This is a genomic window from Rhizobium sp. NXC24, from assembly GCF_002944315.1.
GTDB lineage: Bacteria > Pseudomonadota > Alphaproteobacteria > Rhizobiales > Rhizobiaceae > Rhizobium.
The window spans coordinates 940,241-966,891 of sequence record NZ_CP024314.1 but is presented as its reverse complement, the minus strand read 5'-3'; the positions used below and the strand labels follow the sequence as shown (position 1 = coordinate 966,891).

Sequence of the window (26,651 nt, the reverse complement as noted above, 5' to 3'; positions counted from 1 at the left end):
GATTAGAGGAGCGACGTGTTCAGCCAGTTAGAAATGCGCCACTGGTTCTGCCGGTAGCCCCCGATCCGACCGGCTGGGCCGGGTTGAAAGGGCGGAGCGGGGGCGGGTGATAACGCTCCCCTTCGACTTTAGCTTTCTCAGTAGCAATTGTTCTGTCGTCGGCTGATACTCCTCTACACCGCATGGGGCGGATAGGGATCGAAGCCGCACGATGCTTCCGGAAATCAACCTGCAAGGTGACGTCGATGTCGCCGCGCTGTCACCTCTTCTTCGCGGCATGCTTCTGTCCGTTGCCTATGCTGACGGTGAGGGTGGCATAGGATTGACGGCGACCGGCGCCATGAACCGCAAATTCGTGCATTGGGCCGCTGTGAACTTCCTCTGGCCCGACTTCACGGCCGAAGACCTCTACAGCATGAACAAAGTGCTGAACGAAAACGACATGCCGCCGCTCTGGGTCGTGCGGGACATGACCCGCCATCTGAAGCTTCTTCGCCGGAAAAAGGATGTGCTGCTGCCAACCAGACGTGGCCGCGAGTTCCTGATGAACCCGCAGGCCTTCTTCGATCTCGTCGCCACGGATTATCTCTATTCCTATGTCCACGCCACCGAGCGCAAAGAAGAGGTCCAAGCTCGGTTAGGTTGGTGGCGCATGTTCCTCAATCTTCTCAATATCAAGGCGAGAGAGGGCTGCACGCCATTGGACGTTGTAAAAATCCTCTATCCAGACATGGCACCTCTGTCCGACACCGAAATGACCCTGGAAGCCTGGGAGCTCAAATCCGATCTCCAATATGGTGTCCTGCGGCGCCTGTGCTGGCTGGGCCTGCTTTATGAGGCACGAGAAGGGCTCACGCTTCTTCAAGACGGAGCCTTCCATAAGACGCCGCTTTGGTCCGCCTGCCTGCAGCTGGAATCAGATACGCAAAGCGACATCGGCGTGCACTGACGATCTTTATTCCGCCGCTGGTTGCCTCAATAACGCTTTCTCTCGCCGGGCAATCACCGCGGGATCGTTCATGTAATCTGTCCTCGGCTTGCGGCCACGCTTCTGATAGCCGTTCGCCGTGCTGCCGTCCCGAATGCCGAACATATGATCCGTCTGCCCGGTGCGGCGAGGGCCGCTCTTGCTCCGTTGCTGTTCTCGTCCAGCCTGCATCTCGGCGACGATCGACAGCATGTCGTCCAGACGCTTGTTCTCGACGACTTCCGGCCGATGGACCGACCGCAGCTTGTCAAAGGTTCTGTAGGGTAGGGCAAAACTCTCGTGCATGATCTCGAGACGACCGTCCGGATAATCGCAGACAATCACCTTTTGGCCGGCCAAGGGTCTGGAAACGTCGGTCGGATCGAGAATGAACAGCACCTTGTCGTAGCGCAGCGTCAAAGCCTGCGACAGCGTGCGAACTTCCTTGCGGCACATGGCGCCATCAAGGTTCTCGTGATCGGCCAACGGCCGGTGCATGTCCTTCGGATTGCGCGGCTGTTTGCCGAAACGCGCGTTGAAATCCGTAATGAACTCAGGTGCATAGGCGTTGGCTTCCTCGATCGTGTCAATGCCGCGAAGCCGCATCTCCTTGACCAGCCGATCCTGCAATGTCTGGTTGGCACGTTCCACCCGGCCCTTGGCCTGCGGGGTGTTGGCACAGATGATGTCGATGTTCAGCTCATAGAGCGCCCGGCCGAATTGTGTCAGGCCGCTCGTCCGGTCCTTCTCCGACGCATGGGTCGAACGAAAGACGCCGTGCTTGTCGCTGTAGAAGGCCAGCGGTTTGCCCCATTGCTGCAGATAGGCCTTGGTCGCGTGCAGATAGTCGAATGTGTTCTCCGATCCGGCAAACCGTAGATGTAGCAGCTTGCCGGTCGCGTCATCGATATAGACGAGCAGGGCGCATTTGGGCCCACGGTTCTCGAACATGGAGTAATCGCGGCGCGACCGTCTCTGGATTTTGGGCTGGTGAGGGTGGTTGCCCCCGATAGGATGGAAAAACGGGCTCTCGATTGGAACCGGGCCCAAACATCGGATGGAGGCAACCTTGAACCAATATATTGGCCTTGATGTTTCATTGAAAGACACCGCAATTTCGATCCGGGAAGACGGGAAACGGATCTGGCGGGGGAAGTGTCCTTCGGATCCCAATCTTCTCGCGCAGATGATCCGCAAAAAAGCTCCACGCGCGCAGCGCGTCGTATTCGAAACGGGACCGCTGTCGACGTGGTTCTATCACGCGCTGACGAGCGAGGGGTTGCCGGCGATCTGCATTGAAGCGCGGCACGCGCAAAAGGTATTGAACGAAACGCTCAACAAGACCGATGCCAACGATGCGGATGGTTTAGCTCAACTCGCTGAAGCAGGCTTTTACAAAGCGGTTCGCGTCAAGTCGTTTGACGCTATGTTAGCCCGCACATTGGTGGCTGCCCGCGAACAGCTCCTGAACATGTCAACGCAACTTGGCAATCAAATCCGCGGCCTGATGAAGACCTTCGGTCTGATCATCCCGAAAGGGAAGGGTCGAGTGTTTGATGGCGATGTGCGGAAGCTTTTGGATGGAAACGCCGAGCTTGCGAAGATTATCTTGCCTCTTTTGGAGGCGTGGCACGATATCCGTAAGCGCGCAGCCGATCTTGGTCGCCAGTTGCTTATAGTGGCACGTGGGAGCCAAGCCACGAAGTTATTGATGACAATTCCGGGGATCGGCGCGGTCACAGCGGTGTCCTACGTTACGGCAATTGAAAATCCAGAAAACTTTCGAACGTCGCGCTCGGTTGGCGCCTGGCTCGGGCTAACAACGCGGCGTTATCAGTCAGGCGAGGTCGACTATGACGGCCATATCTCGCGAAGGGGTGACAATCGTTTACGTGGGCTGCTTTATGAAGCGGCGACAGTGCTTTTGACGAGAACGAGTGCCAGGACCGAGAGCAGTCTCAAGAGTTGGGGCCTTAAGCTGCGCGAGCGACTTGGCTTCAAGCGGGCCGCTGTGGCCGTCGCCCGGAAACTCGCGGTCATCATGCACAGCATGCTCAAGACGGGAGAAGTGTTCAACGCATCGGCTGGCGCGACCATATAGGCGACGCTCAGCCTTCGTCCCTCAGCGCGCCATCTAACTTTGGTGCTGAGCGTCCCTGCTGCGGACGTGGGCAGGATCATTCCGCTTCTGGTGGCTGCAGCTCGTTGAGACTGCGCCTCGAACATTAGGAAGATCCCACCTGCGAAGACCATTGTGCGGCGACATTTGTCGACCGCGGAGACAACCCTGCTCCCAGCACTGGATAGCTCTGAAGGACCCGGCCGGTGAGGGCAGATCCATCCAATCGATTAAGCCGGTTGCCTGTCCCGCAAGCCGGCAAGGTCGCTGAATGCTCAAGCCCGCTTGACGGATGGAATGCGATTAGATGGGATATTCGGCTTTGCGTCTCAGCGTTGACCATTGTGGCTTGCGGTGCTGCGCTTCTGGCTGATGGTAAAACGAGGTCATGTCTTTCAACAGCCTCAAACATCAAAGGGAGAAGCGCAGCATGAAACACTATTGTGCACTGGATGTATCGGTGAAAGAGACCGCGGTCTGCATTGTTGATGAGACAGGCAGGATTTGCCGGGAGACGAAAGTTGCCACTCACCCTGAGGATTTGATCTCGGTGATCAAGGATCCGAAGTGGCAGATTGAGCGGATCGGTCTTGAAGCCGGACCACTATCGCAATGGCTTTATGACGGACTTGCCAAGGCAGGATTGCCGGTGATCTGCATCGAGACCAGGCATGCCAAGGCATTTTTGAAAGCCCAACCGAATAAGACGGACCGCAACGATGCGCGTGGCATGGCCCAGATGATGCGCGTCAATCTCTATCGGCCTGTGCATGTGAAGACATTGACGAGCCAGAAGCACCGAGCATTGCTGACCGCGCGCAAACTTTTGCAGGAAAAAGCCATCGCCATCGCGAATGACATTCGCGGATTGTTGCGCAACTTCGGTCTGAAAGTCGGATTGGTCGGCAAGATCAAATTCGAGGAGCGGATCAATGAGCTCGTCGAAGACAGGCCTGATCTACACGAAATCATGCAGCCATTGTTGGCTGCACGCAAACTGTTGCGCAACGAGTTCACCAAGCTGCACAAGAAGGTTTTGGATTTGGTCCGCGAGGATGAAGTCTGTCGCCGATTGACGACGATCCCTGGTGTCGGCCCCGTGGTCGCTCTCACCTATACGGCAACCATCGATATTCCTGCGCGGTTTGCACATTCAAAGACGGTCGGTTCTGTGCTCGGGCTGACGCCGAAACTGAACGAGTCTGGTGAAAGCAAGCGGGTCGGGCGCGTATCCTGTTGCGGTGACGCGATGATGCGATCCCTGCTGTACGAAGCAGCGCAAGTCCTGCTTGTAAACGTCAAGAAATGGTCGTGGCTAAAGGCCTGGGCGATGAATATCGCTAGGCGTCGCGGGAGGCAAAAGGCGGTTGTAGCGTTGGCTCGACGGCTTGCGGTGATCATGCATCGCATGTGGAGTGACGGAACCGAATTTTGCTGGACACGGGAGAGCTTGCCTGTTGCTGCGTAGTTAGCAACCAGGGTAACGAGAAAAAAAGGAGACAAGAAGATTCCGCCGCCGGTGGAAAAGATGTCCTTCGCAGGACGACGGATGGGGTGAGTTCGCGTGGTTGTCTTGGTACGGTCGTTTATTGCGATCAGGTCGCCAATTAGATTGTTCCGCCCCATTCTTCTGGTCCCATAGTGGGAGGGCCACACAGGTCGATCCCGGAGAGAAGCGCGATACTGCGAAGACATCGATCACCATAGCTACGGACAGTCAGAAGGTGCTTGACCTCACCACGCCGAATAGAGAAGACAACCACCAGTGATGCGAGCCATCGATCTGCACCAGTTCGCCAAAGCAATCACGTCGACCGCGTGGCTGGAAAACCCGTTTCTTGCGTTCTCTGCGTGAGACCCAGATACCAGCCTCGGTCATCCATTGCCGCAGCGTCTCCTTGGCGACAGAGATCCGGTGCAGCTCGATCAGCTTCTCACGCGCCAGCGTCGGGCCGAAATCCAGATAGCGTTCGCGGATCAGATCCAGCGCCGCATTGCGAAATTCCTCGCTGTGACGCCGGTTGCTCGGTTGAGATCGCTTCTTCGAAACGAGCCCGGCTGGACCATCCAGGTCATAAGCCTGCAGCAGCCGATGCACCTGACTTCGACTGAGGTCGAGCAGTTCGGCAGCCTGGACAACGCTCAGGCGTTCGTCACGGATCTTCTGGATGACTTCGAGGCGATGCAACTCTTTCTGCGACATAGTGATCAAACAGGACATGACGACTCCGACCGCTCATGGTCTCGACCAGGCTGAAGGTCGTCATCCTTGCTCCCAACCTTGGCATTGACCAGAACGTCGAGAGGCGAGACTGTCGCATCTCTAACTGGCCCAACTGTCGCATTACTAAATAGCCGCTACATGCAAAAAGTGCATAAGGCATCTTATGGAACTTCTCTATTCGGCGTATTGAAGTCAAGCGCTACCGAGCTTGCATTTACACCGGCATTTGACGTCGTTCACGGGGCCTTGCTTCTCTTCGGGATCGGGTCTCGCCCCTCCCATTATGGGGTCAGTAGAAAGAAGTGGAACAATCTAAGTCGCGTCCTGGTCGGATGATCCGGCCGGCACAAGTTCCATAGCGGACTCACTTCCTTCATCGTCCCGCGAAGGACATTTTTCCACCGGTCAGTGGAACCTTGTTGTTTCGTCGTAGGTAGTTTCAGGGCTTTGCCGGTCTGCCACTCTTTGACCATTGGAACTCTGTGCCGTCGCTCCAGATGCGGTGCATTATCACCGCAAGCCGACGCGCCAGCGCCACGATCGCTTTCTGGTGGCCACGGCGTTTAGCGATATTCATCGCCCATGCTTTGAGCCAAGACCATTTTCTGACCACAGTCAGCATGACTTGGGCCGCCTCATAGAGCAGTGTTCTCATCATTTCGTCACCACACAGCGAGACACGGCCGACACGGCTACTCTCGCCCGATTGATTCAAAACCGGGGTTAGCCCCAGCGCAGGACCAACCGCCTTGGAGTTTTTGAAGCGGCCAGGTATGTCGATCGTGCTGACGAAGCCCAAAGCCACCACCGGTCCAACGCCTGGAATGGTCATTAAACGTCGGCAGGTCGCATCGTCTCGAACGATCGATAGCAGTCTTCGGTGCAGAGTTGTAAAGGTCTCCCAAAGTTGCTGTCTTGCCTCGAGCAACGGTTCAATGATGTGCTGCAGCTCGGGCACACCTTCAAGAAGCTCCCGTATCCGGGCTGCAAAACCAATTCGCCCGATGACCCCAACCTTGAGACCGAAGTTACGCAGTAACCCGCGGATGTCATTCTCGATATCTCTTGCCTTATTGGATATTAGCTTACGAGCAGTGAGTAAGGCGCGTCGTTGCTGGCTCGACACTGTTTTGACATGCACAGGACGAAACAGGTTAACCCGCATCATTTGGGCAATACCCCGGGCATCATTACGATCGGTTTTATTCACTGTGGCCTTGAGGAAGGCTTTGGTGTGGCGTGTTTCGATGCAAACAGCCGGTAGGCCGGCGTTGGCAAGACCTTCGAATAACCATTGCGACAATGGCCCCGCTTCAAGGCCAATACGCACCAAACGCCAACCAGAATTGCTGAGAACCGCGATGAGATCATCAGGATGGCTGGTGACTTTTACCTCTTTGCAAACCGTTCCCGCTTCATCAACGATGCACACGGAAGTCTCTTTCACAGAGACGTCTAATCCAACATAGTGGTTCACGCTGCGCTTCCTTTCTGATGCTTGTGGCTGTTTTGTACGGACCACGTTTTATCATCACTCGAAGCGCAGCACCCCTGCCACAGTTTCAAGCCGCCAAAAGATGAGGTGCCGAGCCGAATACCCCATCTATAATCTTTCAGAAATATCAGCGAGAAGTCCCAATCCACTTACCGTGTTTGGGTGATCCCGCCGCCCTCGACGTGAAAACATCCGTCGCCTTATGATGCCGAGCATGTCTGACGTCTTGGAGACAGCAAGGATTCAGAGTCAGACGGAGGAGTACAACTCGCCAAGCTGAAGCCAGCTTTCGTATCGCGTTTCACCGCATACATGAGCTGGTCAGCCTGGCGCATCAGCTCGTGCAGCGAAGCGCTGTCACCAGGAAGGGCGACTACCGCGCCCATGCTGCATGTGACACTATGGCCAGTGCTCTCCAATGCCGCCATGAACCCCACATGCAACCGCTCAGCCACTTCTGGTGCGCACTCTTCCTTGGATAGCTTTATTAACATGGCAAACTCGTCGCCGCCCATCCGTCCGAAACAGTCCTCCAAGCCGATTAGTGCCTTCCCCTCTTCTGCAAGGCATTGCAGGAGCCGGTCCCCTGCTTGGTGTCCGAACCGATCGTTAACGGCCTTGAAGCCATCAAGATCGAAATAGGCAAGTAGCAAAGGCTGATTGCGCGTCGTTGCCGATGACAGCATTGCTTCAGCCTGGCGTTGGAACTCCTGCCGGTTCAAAATTCCTGTCATCCAATCTCGCCGCGCGAGGAGGCGTTCCCGGTCGAAACTTTGCCGGAAGCGCGTCACGACACCAGCGACACATCCGAACTTGATAAGTTGCATTACCAGTTCGACCATCGCGTTTGCGTCGAGATGACCGGAAATTCCTAGTGTGGTCGCAACCGACAATATGATTTCCGCGACCGCGATGCTCATCCCAGTTTTGAAACCGAAACGCCAGCACGCGACACAAATTGGCAGCATATAGAGCAGGCCGACATTGTGAATGCCGCTGGTCCGGAAAAGCCAATCCAAGCTTGCCATACAGATTAAGCTGAGGATCAGTAGTCGCCAAACGGCGGTTGGCGTCAGGGAGCTGAGCCACTGTTCCGGAGAAAACAATGGGGCGTCGAGATAGCCATTCCGCTGGCTTCGATAGTCTTCCCGCAATGTTGTCATCCCTCCGTACACACCGTCCTTCCGCCCGTGTGCCGGCCAAAAACCGGACTAGCCGCATCAGAGGATCAAAGATGCGCAAGGCTGCAGAAGCCGAGCGTTGGAAACCTGAGGTTAGTCTGGCACAGACGCCTTTGGCTTAAGCCTGCGCGCCCGTCCACCATGCTTATTCCTAACCTTGTAGCGTTTCCACGCCCCGGTCTGAGTCTCACAAGCTGTCGAAGGAAATAGCTGAAAATCCTTAATATTTAGGGAGCGCAACCTCACTGCGAGGGCGGCGGCTGTGCAGTTTGTTGGCCGCACAAAGCAGCTCGCCATCTTTGGTTCGGTTTTGCTAAGTTTAATGGGCAGTATAAGCCCCGTCCACCAGATGGCAGCTCCCGGTGATGAAGCTTGCCTGTTCCGATAGAAGGAAACATACGAGAGCCGCCACTTCCTCAGGGTTTCCGCGTCTGCCCATGGGCTGGAGTAATTCCATACGTCGGGTGCTTGTTGCTTCCGAATGCTCCGACAGAAGCGGCGTTTGAATCCAACCGGGACCGACGGCATTGATACGGATGCCCATTCGCGCATATTCGATTGCGGCAGCCTTCGTCAGTCCTACAACACCATGCTTGGCCGCCGTATACGCCGATGCAAAGGGCAATCCAACCGAACCGAGGATGGAAGCTATGTTGACGATAGCGCCGCCGCCGCCCGACAGCATGGCGGCGATCTCATATTTCATGCAGTAAAAGGCGCCATCCAGATTGACGCTCATCAACTTCCGCCACTGGTCGAGCGGGTAGTCCGCGGTTGCCTTTCGCACACCATCGAACCCCGCGTTGTTGACCGCCAAATGTAGGCCACCATAGGTTTGGACGCTGAAATCGACTAACCGCTTGACGGCTTCTGCATCGGAAACGTCGACTGCAAAGGCGCAAGCCTGGCCTCCCTGCGCGCAAATCTCGCCGGCGACGCGCCGCGCTCCATCGGCGTCAAGATCGGCAACGACAATCTTGGCTCCCTCGTCGGCAAGTTGAAGGGAAATAGCGGCCCCGATCCCAGAGCCAGCCCCTGTCACAACCGCGACTTTTCCGTCGAGGCCTAGCTTCATAATATCCCTCCCCTTTTAGTTCGTGCTAATCGAGCAGAGGCCGATGGTTGATGCAAGTGGTTTCCTCGACGATACACAACTGCACATTTGCAGCCGCGCGGAGCCGTATCCAGCGTCTGAATGGTAGAGCCCGTGTAAGACCCCACGCCGCTCGCTCAACAATCATAACAGATGCAGCTTTCGGTTTTCGATGTTTCTCAAATCACTCAATCAGAATCAGCTAATGTGGTGATAGCTTCTGAAACGCGGCGATGTTAAAGACGAGCGTAGGGCTGATCTATTGTTGGGCAGGTGGAAATGGACGAAAGCCGCGTCACGCGCCGGGGGCTGGTGCTCGGTAGTCTGACTTTGATGATTTCTGGATGCGTGTCGGGGTCGCAGGATGGACCTCCGCTTGGATACAACGTCTTTGGGAGGGACCCGGATAACGATTCTCGCCTTCGGCGACAAGAGGTAGCTTACGATGGAGGCGAACCGCCGGGAACGATTGTCGTCAATACGTCGGAGCGCTATCTCTACTTCATCGAGCAAGGTGGCCGGGCAACGCGTTACGGCGTTGCTGTTGGTGAAGAGGGGTTGAGCTTCAAAGGGGAAGCCACCATCGGACGTAAGGCGGAGTGGCCGTCGTGGAAGCCCACCGATGACATGATGCAACGTAAGCCTCGTCTGATGCAGTATGCGGACGGCGTGCCGGGCGGGCCGCTCAATCCACTAGGCGCGGCGGCTCTCTACCTCTACCAGGACGGACATGACACCATGTTCCGGCTGCATGGTACAAACGCTCCCTGGTCGATAGGTCATGCGGTGTCTAACGGATGCATCCGTCTGACAAACTCAAATATTGTCGACCTCTATAGCCGCGCCCCTGTAGGGACGCGGGTGCTGGTCATCTGATCGAATGTTCATTCATCGACCCCAACAGTTTGACCACGGGCAACTTAAGAAGGTTAGAAAAAACACAGATAATCCGTCGCAGTGTGTTCTTTCTGCACTAGGCCTATATGTTAGTTGTGACTACTATTTGATTCGTTGCCTACCATAAGTAATGCAATCCTGAGGAGAGAGGACTTCTTTGATGAGCAGAATTCTAATCGCAATCATCTCTGTTTTAGCCGTTGCCAATCTCAGCGCTTGCGCAGACATTGGCAAAGGAAAGGGTAAGGCACCGCCGCCCGCAGCAGCGGCAGTCTACAAGTAAGGTTAGCCTTAAATGAGAGGGGGGGCCGGATTAGACCCCCCCTCCCAAAACCCGCCAAATGATCCTGCTTACAATCACAATGGCGAAGAATTGATCGCTTACTTCAAGCCCCGCGCTTGTCAGGGCTTTCTAATGGAGCGTACCGATGATGCGTGGAATGGGTGGCCTTTCGCTTGCAATCCTGTTGGCGTTGGCGACAGCATCGTGCCAGACGGAAGATAAAAGTCCCCAACCCCGGTACACTTCCAACCGCCATGGCCCGGCAACAGCCTCCGCTCAAAACAAAGCCGGCCACTTTATCGAATTTCGTTCGCGCTATGCACTCACCTACGGCCATACCTATGTGGTCTTTGGACGCGCCGACGAGAATGGGAAGATGATCGATCCCGAAGTTGCGGGCCTTGCGCCGGCCTCGCCGGATCCTGGGCCTTACGTCTTGGGCCATTTTGTACCGGTGCCGGCCACGACCGGAGCGACCGATGGTGACCTGGAAGAACAGTACAGGTCGGCTAGCTGGCGAGTCATGCTTAGCGATGCCGAATACGCTGATGTTGTTGCTTTCATACGCAAGCAGCAGGCCACTTCCCATCTGTGGCAAGCAACGGTCGACAATTGCAATGCCTGGGTGGGGAACATCGCACGACACATGGGATATAAGACTCCCGGTATCTGGCTCAGGCCGCAACAGTTCATTACGCAGCTTCGAGAGCTAAACACGGCTTGAGGCGTTATCTCAGCGAGTCGGCGAGCTGCTCTGGTACTATTTGATTCTTCCGCTAAATTGTCGATGAAACTGGGGAGCGAGCGTGGTCGTATCGCTGGGGTGCGTCGACGATCGCGGATTGCAGAAAGGCTTTGGTGAACAATTTGACCGCATCGGCAGCAGGGGCCGGCCAAATCATCTGGGTGCTCGGGGTCGTCGCCTGGTACGTTATTCGCTATCCATTCGCACGTCGCGCCAAGCGTTTACGGGTTATCCAAGATCAACGCTCACAGATCGAGACCATCGGGCTCGCCGCGGCTCTTCTGGGCCTTGCGGTTGTGCCCGGAATCTATGTCGCGACGGGCATTCCACGGATGGCCGATTATCCTGCCCATGCATGGGCCGTCGGCGTTGGAACGATTTTGTCCTTCGCAGCAATGTGGGTTTTCCGCAGGACCCATAAGGAGCTCGGCAAGAACTGGTCGATAACGCTGGAGATCCGCGAAAAGCACAAGCTGGTTTGCAGCGGCCCATACGCCCTCGTCCGCCATCCAATGTACACCTCTTTCCTGCTCATGGGGCTTGGACAAGCCTTTTTGCTGTCGAACTGGGTGGTGGGGTTGGCAGGCCTGTTGGGCTTTGCAATCCTTTATTTCCTACGGGTAGACAAAGAAGAGCGTATGATGCTGCAACATTTCGGCCCCGACTATCGCGCCTATATGGATCGCACGAAGCGAATTATCCCTTATCTCTATTAGAGGTGGCACCATGCGAGGGCGAACCGTCAAGCTATCAGCATCACGACGTCTTGTCGGAGATTTGATGAGATTCTCGATCGGCGTGCCGCGGGTTGCGGTGCAGCGGCAGATGAATCTTGGTCCGCTGCTGGCCGCCAGAGCGATGCAGACACAGCCAATGAGGCCGTCCTGGACCGTGCTTTTCCTGAAGGGATACGCGCTTCTTGCCAGCGAGATTCCGGAATTGCGGCGCGCTTACGTCAAGTTGCCCAGAGCGCAGCTTTATGAATACCCGGAAAGCGTGGCCTCAATTGCCCATGAGCGCGAACATGAGGGTGAGAGGGTCGTATTGCTCAGCCTCATAAAGCGCCCCGAGAAGAGATCCATCACCGAGCTCGAGGCGCTCACCACGGCCGCTCGGTCACGTCCGGTTCTTGAAATAAAGGAATTCCGGCGGATGTTGAAATTTGCGCGTCTGCCGGGGCCCCTTAGATGGCTGATGATGTGGCTTGGGTTGAATATCGGCAGACAACGGCCACGCTTTTTTGGCACGTTTCAACTGTCGGTCTATTCGGGTCTCGGAGCAGAGTCCCTCAATCCGCTTACGCCATTGACGACGCTGCTGAACTACGGCCCGATCAGCAAGAACGGAACGGTAACCGTGCGCATTCACTACGACCATAGAGTGATGGACGGGGCCAATGTGGCGCGAGCTCTGGAGCGGTTCGAAAAGATATTGAACGACGACGTTGCCTGTGAAGTAAGAGCCCTTGCTCAAAGCGAAGCTGTGCCCAGCACGGCCGCCGTTGGAACTGCGACATGAGCCTTCAGCAAGAGGGGCGCCTTGCAGTCGTGGTCGTCGGTGCATCGCGTGGCATCGGGAGGGCAATGGCCAAGATCGTTGCTCGCGAGCGGGCTGCTGTCGTGCTTGTTGCGCGGTCATCGGAAGGTCTAGTGGCTGCTGCGGCTGACGTGCGGGAAGCCGGCGGCGAAGCTTACGCACTGGAGCTGGATATTGTCGCGTCCGATGCATCGACGCGTCTTCATGATTTCTTGTCCGCAAACGGTTTGGTCTGTGATGTTCTCATCAATAGCGCTGGATATGGTTTGCGTGGCGCGGCGACCATCCTTCCTATCGAAGATCAGCTTGGGATCGTTGATCTCAACATACGCGCCCTCACCGATCTGACCCTTCGCTTTTTGCCGGAAATGGCAGCACGGCGGCGCGGCGGCGTGATCAATCTCGGCTCCATAGCGGGGTTCCTTCCGGGGCCGAATATGGCGTTATACTATGCCAGCAAAAGCTTCGTGCGTTCCTTTTCGGAGGCGCTTCATCAGGAACTACGCCGCACTGGCGTGACCGTCACATGTGTCGCCCCGGGGCCGGTGTCCACGGAATTCCTCGAAAGATCCGGCGCTGGCCGGGCGACGCTATTCAAGATTCTACCCAAGCTGGATTCGGCTTATGTGGCTGAACGCGCCTGGCGCGGATTCAAATCCGGCCGCCGTCTCGTCGTGCCGGGCATCTCGGCCAAGCTGGTTGCCGTTGCGGCGAGGTTGTTGCCTTCCGTTGTTCTGCTGCCATTGATTGGTCGATTGCAACGTCGCAGCGGCGATCCATGTCCCTGCGGCTCAGGTGAAAAGTTCAATAAATGCTGCGGCGCCGGCCGCCAGAGCGTCGGAAGTCGCTGACGGCTTCACCCTCCCCTATATCGAAAATGGCGTGCTCGTCCGCCTCCTGCCATATTGGCAGGCCGGTGCCGGTCCCATTTCATTTTATTAGGCCAATCCCGCGCTTCCGTCCGTCAAAACACGCAATTTCATTGATTTTATTAAAGAAAACGCCCGAAAAGCCGGGATTGCGGAGCGGTTCGCCGGTAGCCCAGACCTTGTGTCCCATTACGGTTTCGTTCCGCCACCCAGGCCCGGCATTTATAAGATTTTTATATCTTTCCCTCACCCGCCGTCTCGAACCTTAATGCTGTTCGGCCGCATATTGATGTCCGAGATATTCGCAAGATGATCTCCCCGCCGGGAGGATGTGAAGGGCGCCTTCTTCGAAGGTGCCTTCAGTCTATTTCGGCGCTCAACAAGAACAAATCAAGGATCAACGATCAATGATGGACATTCTTCTTATCGGGATCGGTGTTTTATTCTTCATCCTGTGCGTCGCTTACACCAAAGCCTGCGACAGCCTTTAGTCGGAGAGACACCAATGCTCCTGGATTACATTCTCGGCGGCGGCGTGACCCTGTTTCTCACCGCTTACCTGATCTACGCTCTCATTCGCCCTGAGCGCTTCTAATTCGATAGCGCCGGGTAGGGAAAGTTACCACCATGACCTTCAATGGATGGCTTCAGATTCTGATTTATATCGGGATCCTCCTTCTGCTCGTCAAACCGCTCGGCGGTTACATGACGCGTGTCTTCACGGGCGAGCGCACGATTCTCTCCTACGTTCTCGGTCCTTTGGAACGGGGACTTTATCGCATCGCGGGAACGGATGAGCGTGAGGAGCAGCATTGGACGACCTATTCGATCTCCATGCTGCTATTCAGCCTCGCCGGCTTTTTTGTGCTGTATTTCCTGCAGCGGTTCCAGGCGAGCCTGCCTTATAATCCTGCCGGCATGGCCTCGATCGGCCCTGAGCTTTCGTTCAACACCGCCACCAGCTTCGTGACCAATACGAATTGGCAGAACTACGGCGGCGAAAGCACGATGTCCTATCTCGTGCAGATGGCCGGCCTCACCGTCCAGAACTTCGTCTCCGCCGCAACCGGTATCGCCATCGCGATAGCGCTCATCCGCGCCTTCTCGCGCGCTTCCGGCAAGGCGATCGGCAATTTCTGGGTCGATCTGACCCGGGCGACGCTCTACATCCTGCTTCCCGCCTGCATCGTCATGACGCTGGTCTTTGTCTATCTCGGCGTGCCGCAGACGCTCGGCCCCTATGTCAACGCCACGACGCTCGAAGGCGCACAGCAGACGATCGCCGTCGGCCCGGTCGCTTCGCAGCTTGCGATCAAGATGCTTGGCACCAACGGCGGCGGCTTCTTCAACGCCAACTCCGCTCACCCCTTCGAAAACCCGGATGCGATCTCCAACCTCATCCAGATGCTGGCGATCTTTGCGATCGGTGCTGCGCTCACCAACGTCTTCGGACGCATGGTCGGCAATCAGCGCCAGGGTTGGGCAATCCTCGGTGCGATGGGCGTGCTGTTCATCGCCGGCGTCATCATCACCTATTGGGCTGAAGCAGCCGGCAATCCGCTGGTGCATGCGCTCGGCATCCAGGGCGGTAATATGGAAGGCAAGGAAGTCCGCTTCGGCATCACGCTGTCCTCGCTGTTTGCGGTCATCACCACGGCGGCATCCTGTGGCGCGGTAAACGCCATGCATGGCAGCTTCACGGCGATCGGCGGCATGATCCCGCTCATCAACCTGCAGCTCGGCGAAGTCATCGTCGGTGGCGTCGGTGCCGGTTTCTACGGCATCCTGATGTTCGTCATCATCGCCATCTTCGTCGCTGGCCTGATGGTTGGGCGTACGCCGGAATATCTCGGCAAGAAGATCGAGGCCAAGGAAGTGAAGATGGCGATGCTTGCCGTGCTTTGCCTGCCCTTCGGCATGCTGATCTTCACCGCCATCGCTTCCGTGCTGCCGTCCGCCGTTGCGTCCATCGGCAACCCCGGTCCGCACGGCTTTTCGGAAATCCTCTATGCCTATAGCTCGGCAGCCGCCAATAACGGCTCGGCCTTCGGCGGTCTTTCCGGCAATACGCCCTGGTACAACATCACGCTCGGCATCGTCATGCTGATCGGTCGCTTCCTGGTCATCGTTCCGGCGCTCGCCATTGCCGGCTCGTTGATTGCCAAGAAGACGGTTCCAGCCTCCGCCGGTACCTTCCCGACAGATGGCCCGCTGTTCGTCGGACTGTTGGTCGGCACGATCCTGATCGTCGGCGGGCTGACCTTCTTCCCGGCGCTGGCGCTCGGCCCGATCGTCGAGCACCTGTCGATGATTGCCGGACAGACCTTCTAAGGATCCGCGATGTCGCAGCCCATGTTCATCAGGCTTCGAAAGCTCATCGATCCACGCCCCTTCGATAGGGGGCGTGGCACGGCCGGGATGGCCTGCGCTTCCGACGTCATCCTGGCTGCGATGGTCACGCTGTTTCTCGGCCTTGTGGTCTTCGGAATTTTACTGGGCTGACCGGGCAATCCCGATCCGCCGTGTCCCTCTTCACGCTGGAGTCTCTTATGAGCCAGTTAAAATCCGCGAGTATTTTGGATTCTCGCATCCTCATTCCGGCCGTGGGCGCCGCTTTCAAGAAGCTGAACCCACGGACACTAGCCAAAAACCCCGTCATGTTCGTGGTTGCCGTCGTCTCGGCGCTGACCACCGTCCTCTTCCTGCGCGATCTTTTGACGGGCGGCGGCAATCTCGGCTTCTCCCTCCAGATCAACATCTGGCTCTGGTTTACCGTGCTGTTTGCCAACTTCGCCGAAGCCGTCGCCGAAGGCCGCGGCAAGGCTCAGGCCGAGTCGCTGCGCAAATCGCGCACCGAGACCCAGGCGAAGCTTCTGACCGGCAATGGTCGGAGCGATTACAAGATGGTGCCGGGTACCAGCCTCAAGGTCGGCGATGTCGTCCTGGTCGAAGCCGGAGATATCATCCCCTCCGATGGCGAAGTCATTGAAGGCGTCGCCTCGGTCAACGAAGCGGCGATCACCGGTGAATCGGCTCCCGTCATCCGCGAATCCGGCGGCGACCGTTCGGCCGTCACCGGTGGTACGCAGGTGCTGTCCGACGAAATTCGTGTCCGCATCACCGCGGCTGCCGGCTCGACCTTCATCGACCGCATGATCGCGCTCGTCGAAGGCGCGGAACGCCAGAAGACGCCGAACGAGATCGCCCTTAACATCCTGCTTGCCGGCATGACGCTGATCTTCGTGCTGGCCACGGTGACGATCCCGAGCTTTGCGGCCTATGCCGGCGGCTCGATCCCAACCGTCGTTCTCGTCGCCCTGTTCGTGACGCTGATCCCGACCACGATCGGCGCGCTGCTATCGGCGATCGGCATCGCCGGCATGGACCGTCTGGTGCGCTTTAATGTGCTTGCCATGTCCGGCCGCGCCGTCGAAGCCGCCGGCGACGTCGACACGCTGCTTCTGGACAAGACCGGCACGATTACCCTCGGCAACCGTCAGGCCACATCCTTCCGCCCGGTCAAAGGCGTGACGGAGCAGGATCTGGCAGACGCTGCGCAGCTCGCTTCGCTCGCCGATGAGACGCCCGAAGGACGCTCGATCGTCGTGCTTGCCAAGGAGAAATACGCGATCCGCGGCCGCGATATGACCAGTCTGAAGGCTACCTTCGTGCCCTTCACCGCCCAGACCCGCATGAGCGGCGTCGATATCGAGGGCTCCTCGATCCGCAAGGGCGCTGTGGACGCGGTTCTTGCTTATGTCAACGGCAGCGCAGCTTTCGCCTCTGACGCCGGTGCGACCGTGATGTCGCGCACCAACAGCGAGACGATCCGCGATCTGCAGACGATATCGGACGAAATCTCCAAGGCCGGCGGCACGCCGCTTGCAGTCGCCCGCGACGGTCGCCTGCTCGGCGTCATCCAGCTCAAGGATATCGTCAAGGGCGGCATCCGCGAGCGCTTCGCCGAACTGCGCCGCATGGGCATCCGCACTGTGATGATCACCGGCGACAATCCGCTGACGGCCGCCGCCATCGCCGCCGAAGCCGGCGTGGACGACTTCCTCGCTCAGGCAACGCCGGAAATGAAGCTGGCGCTGATGCGCGAGGAGCAGGCGCAGGGCAAGCTCGTCGCCATGTGCGGCGACGGCACCAATGACGCCCCGGCGCTTGCCCAGGCTGACGTCGGCGTCGCCATGAACACCGGCACGGTCGCCGCCCGCGAGGCCGGCAACATGGTTGACCTCGACAGCGACCCGACGAAGCTCATCGAAATCGTGGAGATCGGCAAGCAGTTGCTGATGACCCGCGGTGCGCTGACCACCTTCTCGATCGCCAACGACATCGCCAAATACTTCGCCATCATCCCCGCGATGTTCATCGCCTTCTATCCGCAACTGAAGATGCTGAACGTCATGGGGCTGGCAACGCCGCAAAGCGCCATCCTGTCGGCAATCATCTTCAACGCGCTGATCATCATTGCCCTGATCCCCCTGTCGCTGAAGGGCGTTCGTTATCGCCCGATCGGTGCAGGCGCCCTGCTCAGCCGAAACCTGCTGATCTATGGCGTCGGCGGCATCATCGTGCCTTTCATCGGCATCAAGGCCATCGACATGGCGGTTACCGCCATGGGCCTCGCCTAAGGAGTTCTTGTCATGCTCAAACAAATCAGACCGGCCATCGTCATGATCGTCGTCACCACCGCCGTCACCGGCCTTCTCTATCCGATCGCCATGACTGGTGCCGCCCAGGCGCTCTTCCCTTACCAGGCAAATGGTAGCCTGGTGGAAAAGGACGGCAAGGTGATCGGCTCGACGCTCATCGGCCAGAATTTCACCTCCGACCGCTATTTCCACGGCCGCCCCTCGGCTGCCGGCACCAACGGCTATGACGCTTCGTCCTCCGGCGGCTCCAACCTCGGCCCGACCAGCCAGAAGATGCTCGACCGCATCAAGGGCGATGTCGCAAAACTGCAGGCGGAGAATCCGAATGTGCCGGTCCCGATCGATCTGGTTACGACGTCGGGCAGCGGTCTCGATCCGGATATCTCGCCGGAGGACGCGTACTTCCAGATCCCGCGTGTCGCCAAGGCGCGTGGCATGGATGAGGCCAAGGTCCGCACGATCGTCGATGCCGCCATCGAGCCGCGCGAACTCGGGGTTCTCGGCGAACCTGTCATCAACGTCCTGGCATTGAACCAGGCGTTGGATGCTTCTATGACTCAGTGAGACCAAGGGGTTGAGGTGGCGAGCGCCACCTCAACTTCCGCCGTCATGAAAGAGCAATAATCAATGCCAGACGATAGCCGCGATACGCTGAGCAGGCCCTCACCCGACGCGCTTCTGGAGAAGGCTCGGCAGGAAACGCGCGGCCGCCTGAAGATCTTTCTGGGTGCTGCGCCCGGCGTCGGCAAGACCTACGAAATGCTGATCTCCGGCAAGGCGAAGATTGCCGACGGCGTCGATGTCGTCGTCGGCGTGGTCGAGACCCATGGTCGGCGGGAAACGCAGGCCCTGCTCGAAGGCTTCGAGATCATTCCGCGGGTCAATATCGATTACAAGGGCCGCCCGCTCGACGAGATGGACCTCGATGCCATCCTGAAGCGCCGTCCCGGCCTTGTGCTCGTCGACGAACTCGCCCACACCAATGCCCAGGGCAGCCGCCACCCGAAGCGTTATCTGGACGTCAAGGAGCTGCTGGACCGCGGCATCGACGTCTATACGACGCTGAATATCCAGCATGTCGAAAGCCTGAACGACGTGGTGTCGCAGATCACCCGCGTGCGTGTGCGCGAAACCGTGCCGGATTCGATCATCGACATGGCAGACGATGTGGAAATCATCGATCTGACGCCCGATGACCTGATCAAGCGCCTGCATGACGGCAAGGTCTATGTGTCGAAGACAGCCGAGCGAGCGCTAACCAATTATTTCACTCCCGGCAATCTGACGGCGCTGCGCGAGCTGGCATTGAGGCGCACGGCGCAACGGGTCGACGACCAGCTTCTGACCCACATGCAGGCGCATGCGATCCCCGGCCCGTGGGCCGCAGGCGAGCGTGTTTTGGTCTCCATCGACCATCATCCGCGCTCCACTTCGCTGGTGCGCTATGCGGCCCGCATGGCCTCGCGCCTGCGCGCGCCTTGGGCAGCCGTTTATGTCGAGACCAATCGGTCTATCAGCCTGACGGAAGCGCAGCGTGACACCATTGCGGCGACGTTGCGGCTTGCCGAACAACTCGGCGGCGAAGCCATTACTATTCCCGGCCGCGAGGTCGCCGAAGAACTGCTTCGTCATTCGGCCAGCAACAATGTTACCCATATCGTCATTGGCTCGCCTAAGATCGGAACATGGCGGGATTGGTCCAAGCGCTCCGTCTCCTACGAATTGATCCGCAAGGCCGGCGACATCAGCGTTCATGTCATTTCCGGCAGCGACGCGGAAGGCTCGGCGGCAAGCCGTGGCGTCAGAGCGGCGCCCTCGCCTACCCCGTTCCAGCTTCGCGGCTACATCCTGGCGACGCTCTATGTCGCCGTCGCCCTCGGCTTCTGCGTCATCCTCGACCAAGTGCTTGACGTCCGCAATCTGGCCCTAGTCTTCTTGATGGCCGTATTGGCCTCTGCCGTGACGCAAGGCTTGCGGCCGGCCCTTTATTCCTGCCTTCTTGGTGCGCTTGCCTTCAACTTCTTCTTCCTGCCGCCGCGCTACACGCTGACGATCAGCGATCCGGAAAGCGTGCTCGCCTTCTTCTTCTTCCTCGGCGTCGCCATCGTCGCCAGCAATCTGACCGCAACCGTGCAACGGCAGGCCGCCGCGGCACGCCAGCGGGCGCGCACGACTGAGGATCTTTATCTTTTTTCGAAGAAGCTTGCCGGTACCGGTACACTCGATGACGTGCTCTGGGCGACGGCCTTCCAGCTCGCTTCGATGCTGAAGGTGCGCGTGGTGCTGCTGCTGCCGGAGGATGGCACGATTGCCGTAAAGGCCGGCTATCCGCCTGACGATACGCTTGACGATGCCGATATCGCCGCCGCGCGCTGGGCCTGGGAACACAATCATGCCGCCGGGCGTGGCGCCGATACGCTGCCGGGCGCCAAACGCCTTTATGTGCCGCTGCGTACCGGCCGCACGGCCGTCGGTGTCATCGGCCTCGACAGCGACCGCCGTGACGGTCCGCTATTGACGCCGGAGCAGCAGCGCCTTCTCGATGCGCTGGCCGATCAGGCAGCGCTTGCCATCGAGCGCGTGCAACTGGTCGCCGATGTCGACCGGGCCAAATTGGCCGTCGAGGCCGACCGGCTGCGCTCTGCCTTGCTGACCTCGATCTCGCACGATCTCAAGACGCCGCTCGCTGCGATCCTCGGGGCTGCCGGCACCTTGCGCGACTATCTGGAATCCCTGCCACATGAGGACCGGGTTGATCTTCTGACGACGGTGGTTGATGAATCCGAACGACTGAACCGCTTCATCGCCAATCTGCTCGACATGACCAAGATCGAGTCCGGCGCCATGGAGCCGAATTACGCTTTGCATTATGCCGGCGATATTGTTGGCAGCGCACTTCGGCGTGGGGAGAAAATCCTCGCCCGGCATCGCGTGGAAGTACAGATTCCGGTCGATCTGCCGATGGTTCGGGTCGATCCCGTACTCTTCGAGCAGGTGCTGTTCAATCTGCTCGACAATGCCGCCAAATATGCGCCGGAGGAGTCTGCCATTCGCCTGGAGGCCTGGGCCGATATCGATAATATCGTTTTCCGCGTCATGGACGAGGGCCAGGGCATTCCGCCCGCCGATCTCGAACGCGTCTTCGATATCTTCTATCGCGTGCGCAAGGGCGATCAGGTGCGGGCCGGCACAGGTCTTGGCCTTTCTATCTGCCGCGGCTTCATAGAGGCCATGGGCGGCACGATCACGGCAGGCAACCGCACGGATCGCCAAGGCGCGGTCTTCACCATTCGCCTGCCGAAACCCACGGATGTTCCCAAGCTGGATGACCTGAAATGAACACGACTGCCGTCAAGATACTCGTTGTCGATGACGAGCCGCCGATCCGCAAATTGCTGCGTGTCGGCCTGAGCGCGCAAGGCTATGCCGTCAACGAAGCCCAGAACGCTGCCGCGGCGCGGCTTTCCGTAAAGGAGGATCAGCCCGACCTGATCGTGCTCGACCTCGGTCTACCCGACAAGCCGGGCCATGACCTCTTGCAGGAATGGCGCGAGGACGGATTGCAAATGCCCGTCGTCATTCTCTCGAGCCGCACCGACGAGGCGGGCATTGTCAAGGCGCTGGAAACCGGCGCCGACGACTATGTCACCAAGCCTTTCGGCATGAACGAACTCGGAGCGCGCATACGCGTCGCGCTTCGCCACCGTCTGCAGCAGCAGGGCGAAAAAGCGATTTTCCAGACCGGCGGCCTGTCGATCGATCTCGTCAAGCGCATCGTCAAGGTCGACGGCAAGGAAGTGAAACTCTCGCCGAAGGAATATGACATCCTGCGCGTGCTGGCGCAGCATGCCGGCAAGGTGCTGACGCATCAGTTCCTGTTGAAGCAGGTCTGGGGTCCGGCGGCGGATGTGCAGTATCTGCGCGTCTATGTCCGTCAGCTCCGGCAGAAGGTAGAACAGATTCCGGATCAGCCCCAATACATCACCACGGAGACCGGCGTCGGCTATCGTCTGCGTGAGCCGGAATGAAGCTGTAATCCTCTGGTTTGTGCGATCGCCGGCCTTGTTGCGACGGGCCTGCTATGCGAGGCCATGCCAAAACTATCAATGTCCGAGCATGAGAGTGACAATGGACCTTTCCACCATCATCCTGCCTGAGCACGTCTTCGTCGGCCTTTCCGCGCCGACCAAGTGGCGAGCCTTGCAGATCTTGTCGTCGAAAGCGGCTCATTGCCTCGGTCTCGATGAAGGCTCGGTGCTGCGGGCGCTGGAGGCTCGCGAAAAGCTCGGAACGACCGGCATCGGCAATGGCATCGCCGTTCCGCATGCGGCAATCGTGGGGATGACGAGACCGCGCGGGCTGATGGTTCGTTTCGGCCATCCCCTCGATTTCGAGGCGATCGACGACGTTCCGACGGATCTTGCCTTCGTCCTGCTCTTCGCTGAAAATGGTCGCAGCGAATATCTGAACGTGCTTGCCGCCATCGCCCGGCGGCTCAGAACTGACGGCGTGTTGGCCGCCATGCGCCAGGCAAAAAGTGCCGACGAACTCTATTCCGTTTTCATGTCCGACTCGATCTGCTGACGCGCTATCGGTGTACTACGGCCAAACGATGGGAATGCGATTTCACTTTCCTTGATTCTATGGGATGTCGTTCTATGTAATCGCGTCCGGCGGGAACAATCTTCGTTACTTTATACGACCAAGTTGATAGAGTTAAAGCACAACGAAGGAGGTCACCATGCAGACGATAAAGCTTTCGCGGCTTCTCGCCGCCGCAGTTCTGATCGGCAGTTTTTCGCTCACAGCGGTAGCGCCGACTTGGGCCGCGGATACGACGCTTCTCAACGTTTCCTATGATCCGACGCGCGAATTATACAAGGATTTCAACGAAGCCTTTGCCGCGAAGTGGAAGAAGGACACGGGTGAAAGCATCAAAATCAAAGCTTCGCATGGCGGCTCCGGCGCGCAGGCCCGCTCGGTCATCGACGGTCTTGATGCCGATGTGGTGACGCTGGCACTGGAAGGCGATATCGACGCCATTGCCAAGGCGACAAAGAAAATTCCCGCCGACTGGAAGACTAAGTTCCCGAACAACAGCATTCCCTACACATCGACCATCGTCTTCCTCGTCCGCAAGGGCAATCCGAAGGGCATCAAGGACTGGTCGGACCTCGTCAAGAACGATGTCCAGGTGATTACGCCGAACCCGAAGACTTCGGGCGGAGCTCGCTGGAACTTCCTGGCAGCCTGGGCCTGGGCCAAACAGGCAAACGGCGGTGACGATGCCAAGGCGCAGGAATATGTCACGCAGTTGTTGAAGCACGTACCGGTGCTCGATACCGGTGCTCGCGGCGCCACCACGACATTTGTTCAGCGCGGCCTCGGCGACGTTCTGCTTGCTTGGGAAAACGAGGCTTATCTTTCGCTCGAGGAGCTCGGTCCCGATAAATTCGAGATCGTGACTCCGACGGTTTCAATCCGCGCCGATCCCCCGGTCGCGGTCGTCGACGGCAATGTCGACGCGAAGGGCACCCGAAAGGTTGCCGAAGCCTATCTGAACTATCTCTACTCCGACGAGGGTCAGAAGATCGCCGCCAAGCACTACTATCGGCCGATCAAGCCGGAAGCGGCCGACCCCAAGGATATTGCGCGGTTCCCAAGTTTGAAGCTGGCAACGATTGACGATTTCGGCGGATGGTCCCAAGCTCAGCCGAAGTTCTTTGACGATGGTGGCGTCTTCGACCAGATATACAAGCCGGGACAGTAATTCTTAATGCATATAATAACCCGCAAACGGTGGCGGTTTAGGCAGCCGAGTGTCATTCCGGGCTTCGGATTGGCGCTCGGCGTTACCTTGACTTGGCTCATCCTGATCGTTCTCATCCCGCTCTCGGGATTGTTGTGGAAGAGCAGCTCTCTTGGCTGGTCCAAGTTTTGGGCCCTCGCGCTCGATGTCCGCACGCTTTACGCACTCCGCATGAGCTTTGGCGGCGCGTTCATCGCCGCCATCGTCAATGCGGTGTTTGGCCTGATCCTCGCCTGGGTGCTGGTGCGCTACCGTTTTCCCGGCAAGCGCATTATTGACGCCATGGTCGACCTGCCTTTCGCCTTGCCGACGGCGGTCGCCGGCATCGCGCTGACGACGCTCTATGCGCCGAACGGCTGGATCGGCCAGTTCCTGGAGCCGCTCGGCATCAAGATCGCTTTCACGCCGGCCGGCATCATCATCGCGCTGATCTTCGTCGGGCTGCCCTTCGTCGTGCGGACGGCGCAGCCGGTGATGGAGGAGATCGACCGTGAGGTGGAAGAAGCTGCCGCGACGCTTGGCGCAAATCGTTTCCAGACGATCACCCGCGTGTTGTTGCCCGGCCTCGCGCCGGCAGCCCTCACCGGTTTTGCTCTCGCTTTCGCGCGCGCGGCCGGCGAATACGGTTCGGTGATCTTCATCGCCGGCAACAAGCCCTACGTCTCCGAAATCGCGCCATTGCTCATCGTCATCCGTCTTGAGGAATATAATTACGCTGCGGCGACGGCGATCGCGACCATGATGCTGATCATCTCTTTCATCATGTTGCTGGTCATCAATCTCATTCAATCCTGGAGCAGAAGGAGATACGGCTATGGCGCATGATGCCGTTTCCCTCGCCGACACAGGTCAATCCGTCATCACCGAGAGCAGATTTGCGCGCTGGATTTTCGTCGCCATCTCGCTTGCCTTCCTGGCACTGATGGTGCTGATGCCGCTTGCCGCCGTTTTCGTCGAAGCGTTCCGCAAAGGTGTCGAAGAGTTCTTCAGCGCCTTGGTGGATGAGGAAACCTTTGCCGCCATCCGGCTGACGCTGATCGTCGCCGGCATCAGCGTGCCGCTGAACCTCGTTTGCGGTGTCGCGGCCGCCTGGGCAATCGCCAAGTTCGAGTTCAAGGGCAAGGCATTCCTGACGACGCTGATCGACCTGCCGTTCTCGGTCTCGCCGGTCATATCGGGTCTGGTCTTCGTGCTGTTGTTCAGCTCGAACAGCGTGCTTGGGCCTTGGCTGCAAAGCCATGGCATCCAGATCCTGTTCGCGGTTCCGGGCCTTGTGCTGGCGACGATGTTCGTCACCTTCCCCTTCGTCGCCCGTGAATTGATCCCGTTGATGCAGGAACAGGGAAATTCCGACGAGGAAGCGGCGTTGTCGCTCGGCGCCAATGGCTGGCAAACCTTCTGGCACGTAACCTTGCCGAACATCAAATGGGGCCTGCTTTACGGCGTTCTCCTTTGCAATGCCCGCGCTATGGGCGAGTTCGGCGCCGTGTCGGTTGTCTCCGGCCATATTCGCGGCGAAACCAACACCATGCCGTTGCAGGTCGAAATTCTCTATAATGAATATAATTTCTCGGGCGCTTTCGCGGTTGCCACGCTTCTCGCCTTGCTTGCCCTTGTCACACTTGTACTGAAGACGCTGTTGGAAATGCGCTATAGCGAAGAGATCGCAGCCAGCCGACGTCACTGAAGGAATTGTTAATGGAAGTTCGCGTTCAAAACCTGCGCAAGGAATTCGGTCGCTTTCCGGCGTTGCATAATGTCTCCCTGGATATTCGCTCTAGCGAGCTTATCGCGCTCCTCGGCCCTTCCGGCTCAGGCAAGACGACGCTCTTGCGTCTGATCGCCGGATTGGAGACGCCGACCGAAGGTCGGATTTTCTTCGGTGATGAAGATGCGTCGAAGAAGACGGTGCAGCAGCGCAATATCGGCTTTGTGTTTCAGCACTATGCGCTGTTCCGCCATATGACGGTGTTGGATAACATATCCTTCGGCCTCAAGGTGCGCACCGCTTCGCGCCGCCCTCCCCGCGCTGAAATCCATCGCCGTGCTCTCGAGCTGCTTGAACTGGTGCAGCTTAGCGGCCTCGAAAAGCGCTACCCGGCGCAGTTGTCCGGCGGCCAGCGCCAGCGCGTGGCGCTCGCCCGGGCCATGGCGGTCGAGCCGAACGTGCTGCTTCTGGACGAACCCTTCGGTGCGCTCGATGCGCAGGTCCGCAAGGATTTGCGCAAGTGGCTGCGTGAAATCCATGATCGTACCGGTCACACCACCGTTTTCGTCACCCACGATCAGGAAGAGGCGCTGGAACTGGCTGACCGTGTCGTCGTGCTCAACAAGGGCGCCATCGAGCAGGTCGGCACGCCGGATGAGATCTACGACACGCCGAACTCGCCCTTCGTCTATGGCTTCATCGGCCAGTCCAACCGCGTGAAGGTGCGTATTTCCAGCGGCGAAATCTGGTTTGACGATCGGCCACTCGGACTCAGCACGCCGCACGAGCCCGATGGTGAAGCCTATCTTCACTTTAGGCCGCACGATATCGAGCTCCGCGACGGTGATGGCGGTTGCATCGCCGGACTGTTGACCTCCAGCCGCCGCGTTGCTGGTACTCGTCATATCGAAATGAACATCGGGGCCAATCAGGAGCCCGTCGAAATCGAGCTGCCGCCGGACAAGGCCGGCGCGCTCGACCGCAACCGCATCGCTTTCAGGCCGACGCGTTGGAGATTGTTCCGAAACGGCGACTGAGGTTTTACGGGGCGGATCGCCGCCCCG

At 58.4% G+C, this 26,651-nt stretch carries 24 protein-coding genes and 2 pseudogenes; 21 read left to right on the top strand and 5 right to left on the bottom strand.

Annotation, left to right across the window (positions count from 1 at the left end; genetic code table 11):
- Positions 1-211 precede the first annotated feature (211 nt).
- The gene (locus NXC24_RS28545; RefSeq protein WP_104823072.1) at positions 212-949 is read left to right on the top strand and encodes a hypothetical protein; all 738 of its coding nucleotides are present in this window, start codon (positions 212-214) and stop codon (positions 947-949) included.
- A gap of 6 nt (positions 950-955) precedes the next feature.
- Here the strand turns inward: NXC24_RS28545 and NXC24_RS28540 are convergent.
- Positions 956-1,915 (bottom strand): annotated as a pseudogene (locus NXC24_RS28540) (ISNCY family transposase); the annotation flags it as partial.
- 121 nt (positions 1,916-2,036) lie between these two features.
- Between NXC24_RS28540 and NXC24_RS28535 the strand changes: the two are divergent.
- Positions 2,037-3,068, top strand: coding sequence for an IS110 family transposase (locus NXC24_RS28535; protein ID WP_104827879.1), 1,032 nt, complete (start codon positions 2,037-2,039; stop codon positions 3,066-3,068).
- Between the two features lie 448 nt (positions 3,069-3,516).
- On the top strand, positions 3,517-4,554 hold the full coding sequence (locus tag NXC24_RS28530) for an IS110 family transposase (RefSeq protein WP_104823351.1): 1,038 nt from the start codon (positions 3,517-3,519) through the stop codon (positions 4,552-4,554).
- A 291-nt stretch (positions 4,555-4,845) separates the two neighbouring features.
- Here NXC24_RS28530 and NXC24_RS28525 read toward each other — a convergent pair.
- From NXC24_RS28525 to NXC24_RS28510, 4 genes and pseudogenes are all read right to left on the bottom strand, one after another.
- A pseudogene (locus tag NXC24_RS28525) lies at positions 4,846-5,307 on the bottom strand (helix-turn-helix domain-containing protein); the annotation flags it as partial.
- A 442-nt stretch (positions 5,308-5,749) separates the two neighbouring features.
- The gene (locus NXC24_RS28520) at positions 5,750-6,787 is read right to left on the bottom strand and encodes an IS110 family transposase (protein ID WP_104826107.1); all 1,038 of its coding nucleotides are present in this window, start codon (positions 6,785-6,787) and stop codon (positions 5,750-5,752) included.
- A gap of 218 nt (positions 6,788-7,005) precedes the next feature.
- Positions 7,006-7,968 (bottom strand): GGDEF domain-containing protein, encoded by a 963-nt coding sequence (locus NXC24_RS28515; protein ID WP_104826733.1) that lies wholly within the window; start codon positions 7,966-7,968, stop codon positions 7,006-7,008.
- A 337-nt stretch (positions 7,969-8,305) separates the two neighbouring features.
- Complete coding sequence (locus tag NXC24_RS28510) at positions 8,306-9,061, bottom strand: glucose 1-dehydrogenase (RefSeq protein ID WP_104826732.1); 756 nt, start codon at positions 9,059-9,061, stop codon at positions 8,306-8,308.
- Positions 9,062-9,358: 297 nt separating this feature from the next.
- On the opposite strand from NXC24_RS28510, the gene NXC24_RS28505 reads away from it, so the two are divergent.
- The 18 genes from NXC24_RS28505 (at position 9,359) to NXC24_RS28425 (ending at position 26,624) form a co-directional block, all read left to right on the top strand.
- The gene (locus NXC24_RS28505; protein ID WP_104826731.1) at positions 9,359-9,955 is read left to right on the top strand and encodes a L,D-transpeptidase; all 597 of its coding nucleotides are present in this window, start codon (positions 9,359-9,361) and stop codon (positions 9,953-9,955) included.
- 181 nt (positions 9,956-10,136) lie between these two features.
- Positions 10,137-10,259 (top strand): ABC transporter, encoded by a 123-nt coding sequence (locus NXC24_RS35965; RefSeq protein WP_104826730.1) that lies wholly within the window; start codon positions 10,137-10,139, stop codon positions 10,257-10,259.
- A gap of 145 nt (positions 10,260-10,404) precedes the next feature.
- Complete coding sequence (locus NXC24_RS28495; protein ID WP_104826729.1) at positions 10,405-10,983, top strand: hypothetical protein; 579 nt, start codon at positions 10,405-10,407, stop codon at positions 10,981-10,983.
- Between the two features lie 143 nt (positions 10,984-11,126).
- Positions 11,127-11,720 (top strand): protein-S-isoprenylcysteine O-methyltransferase, encoded by a 594-nt coding sequence (locus NXC24_RS28490; protein WP_104827878.1) that lies wholly within the window; start codon positions 11,127-11,129, stop codon positions 11,718-11,720.
- Between the two features lie 10 nt (positions 11,721-11,730).
- Positions 11,731-12,522, top strand: coding sequence for a hypothetical protein (locus tag NXC24_RS28485; protein WP_104826728.1), 792 nt, complete (start codon positions 11,731-11,733; stop codon positions 12,520-12,522).
- Positions 12,519-13,391 (top strand): SDR family oxidoreductase, encoded by an 873-nt coding sequence (locus NXC24_RS28480; RefSeq protein ID WP_104826727.1) that lies wholly within the window; start codon positions 12,519-12,521, stop codon positions 13,389-13,391. The genes NXC24_RS28485 and NXC24_RS28480 overlap by 4 nt, the downstream gene beginning before the upstream one ends.
- 523 nt (positions 13,392-13,914) lie before the next feature.
- Positions 13,915-14,004, top strand: coding sequence for a K(+)-transporting ATPase subunit F (gene kdpF / locus NXC24_RS28475; RefSeq protein ID WP_034509905.1), 90 nt, complete (start codon positions 13,915-13,917; stop codon positions 14,002-14,004).
- Between the two features lie 32 nt (positions 14,005-14,036).
- The gene (kdpA, locus tag NXC24_RS28470) at positions 14,037-15,740 is read left to right on the top strand and encodes a potassium-transporting ATPase subunit KdpA (RefSeq protein WP_104826726.1); all 1,704 of its coding nucleotides are present in this window, start codon (positions 14,037-14,039) and stop codon (positions 15,738-15,740) included.
- Positions 15,741-15,749: 9 nt separating this feature from the next.
- The gene (locus NXC24_RS35300) at positions 15,750-15,911 is read left to right on the top strand and encodes a hypothetical protein (protein WP_158704570.1); all 162 of its coding nucleotides are present in this window, start codon (positions 15,750-15,752) and stop codon (positions 15,909-15,911) included.
- A gap of 47 nt (positions 15,912-15,958) precedes the next feature.
- The gene (gene kdpB, locus NXC24_RS28465; protein ID WP_104826725.1) at positions 15,959-18,049 is read left to right on the top strand and encodes a potassium-transporting ATPase subunit KdpB; all 2,091 of its coding nucleotides are present in this window, start codon (positions 15,959-15,961) and stop codon (positions 18,047-18,049) included.
- A gap of 12 nt (positions 18,050-18,061) precedes the next feature.
- Positions 18,062-18,634: a potassium-transporting ATPase subunit KdpC gene (gene kdpC / locus NXC24_RS28460; RefSeq protein WP_104826724.1), complete on the top strand. Its 573-nt coding sequence runs from the start codon at positions 18,062-18,064 to the stop codon at positions 18,632-18,634.
- A 63-nt stretch (positions 18,635-18,697) separates the two neighbouring features.
- Complete coding sequence (locus NXC24_RS28455; RefSeq protein WP_104826723.1) at positions 18,698-21,409, top strand: sensor histidine kinase KdpD; 2,712 nt, start codon at positions 18,698-18,700, stop codon at positions 21,407-21,409.
- Positions 21,406-22,098 (top strand): response regulator transcription factor, encoded by a 693-nt coding sequence (locus NXC24_RS28450; RefSeq protein WP_104826722.1) that lies wholly within the window; start codon positions 21,406-21,408, stop codon positions 22,096-22,098. The genes NXC24_RS28455 and NXC24_RS28450 overlap by 4 nt, the downstream gene beginning before the upstream one ends.
- A gap of 100 nt (positions 22,099-22,198) precedes the next feature.
- A complete protein-coding gene (locus tag NXC24_RS28445; RefSeq protein WP_104826721.1) occupies positions 22,199-22,654 on the top strand; it encodes a PTS sugar transporter subunit IIA in 456 nt (151 codons plus the stop codon).
- 157 nt (positions 22,655-22,811) lie between these two features.
- Positions 22,812-23,840 (top strand): sulfate ABC transporter substrate-binding protein, encoded by a 1,029-nt coding sequence (locus NXC24_RS28440; protein ID WP_104826720.1) that lies wholly within the window; start codon positions 22,812-22,814, stop codon positions 23,838-23,840.
- A 6-nt stretch (positions 23,841-23,846) separates the two neighbouring features.
- Positions 23,847-24,704, top strand: coding sequence for a sulfate ABC transporter permease subunit CysT (cysT, locus tag NXC24_RS28435; RefSeq protein ID WP_104826719.1), 858 nt, complete (start codon positions 23,847-23,849; stop codon positions 24,702-24,704).
- Positions 24,694-25,566, top strand: a complete 873-nt coding sequence (gene cysW, locus NXC24_RS28430) for a sulfate ABC transporter permease subunit CysW (RefSeq protein WP_104826718.1) — start codon at positions 24,694-24,696, stop codon at positions 25,564-25,566. Before cysT ends, cysW begins: the two co-directional genes overlap by 11 nt.
- Before the next feature lie 11 nt (positions 25,567-25,577).
- A complete protein-coding gene (locus NXC24_RS28425) occupies positions 25,578-26,624 on the top strand; it encodes a sulfate/molybdate ABC transporter ATP-binding protein (RefSeq protein WP_104826717.1) in 1,047 nt (348 codons plus the stop codon).
- Positions 26,625-26,651: the final 27 nt, after the last annotated feature.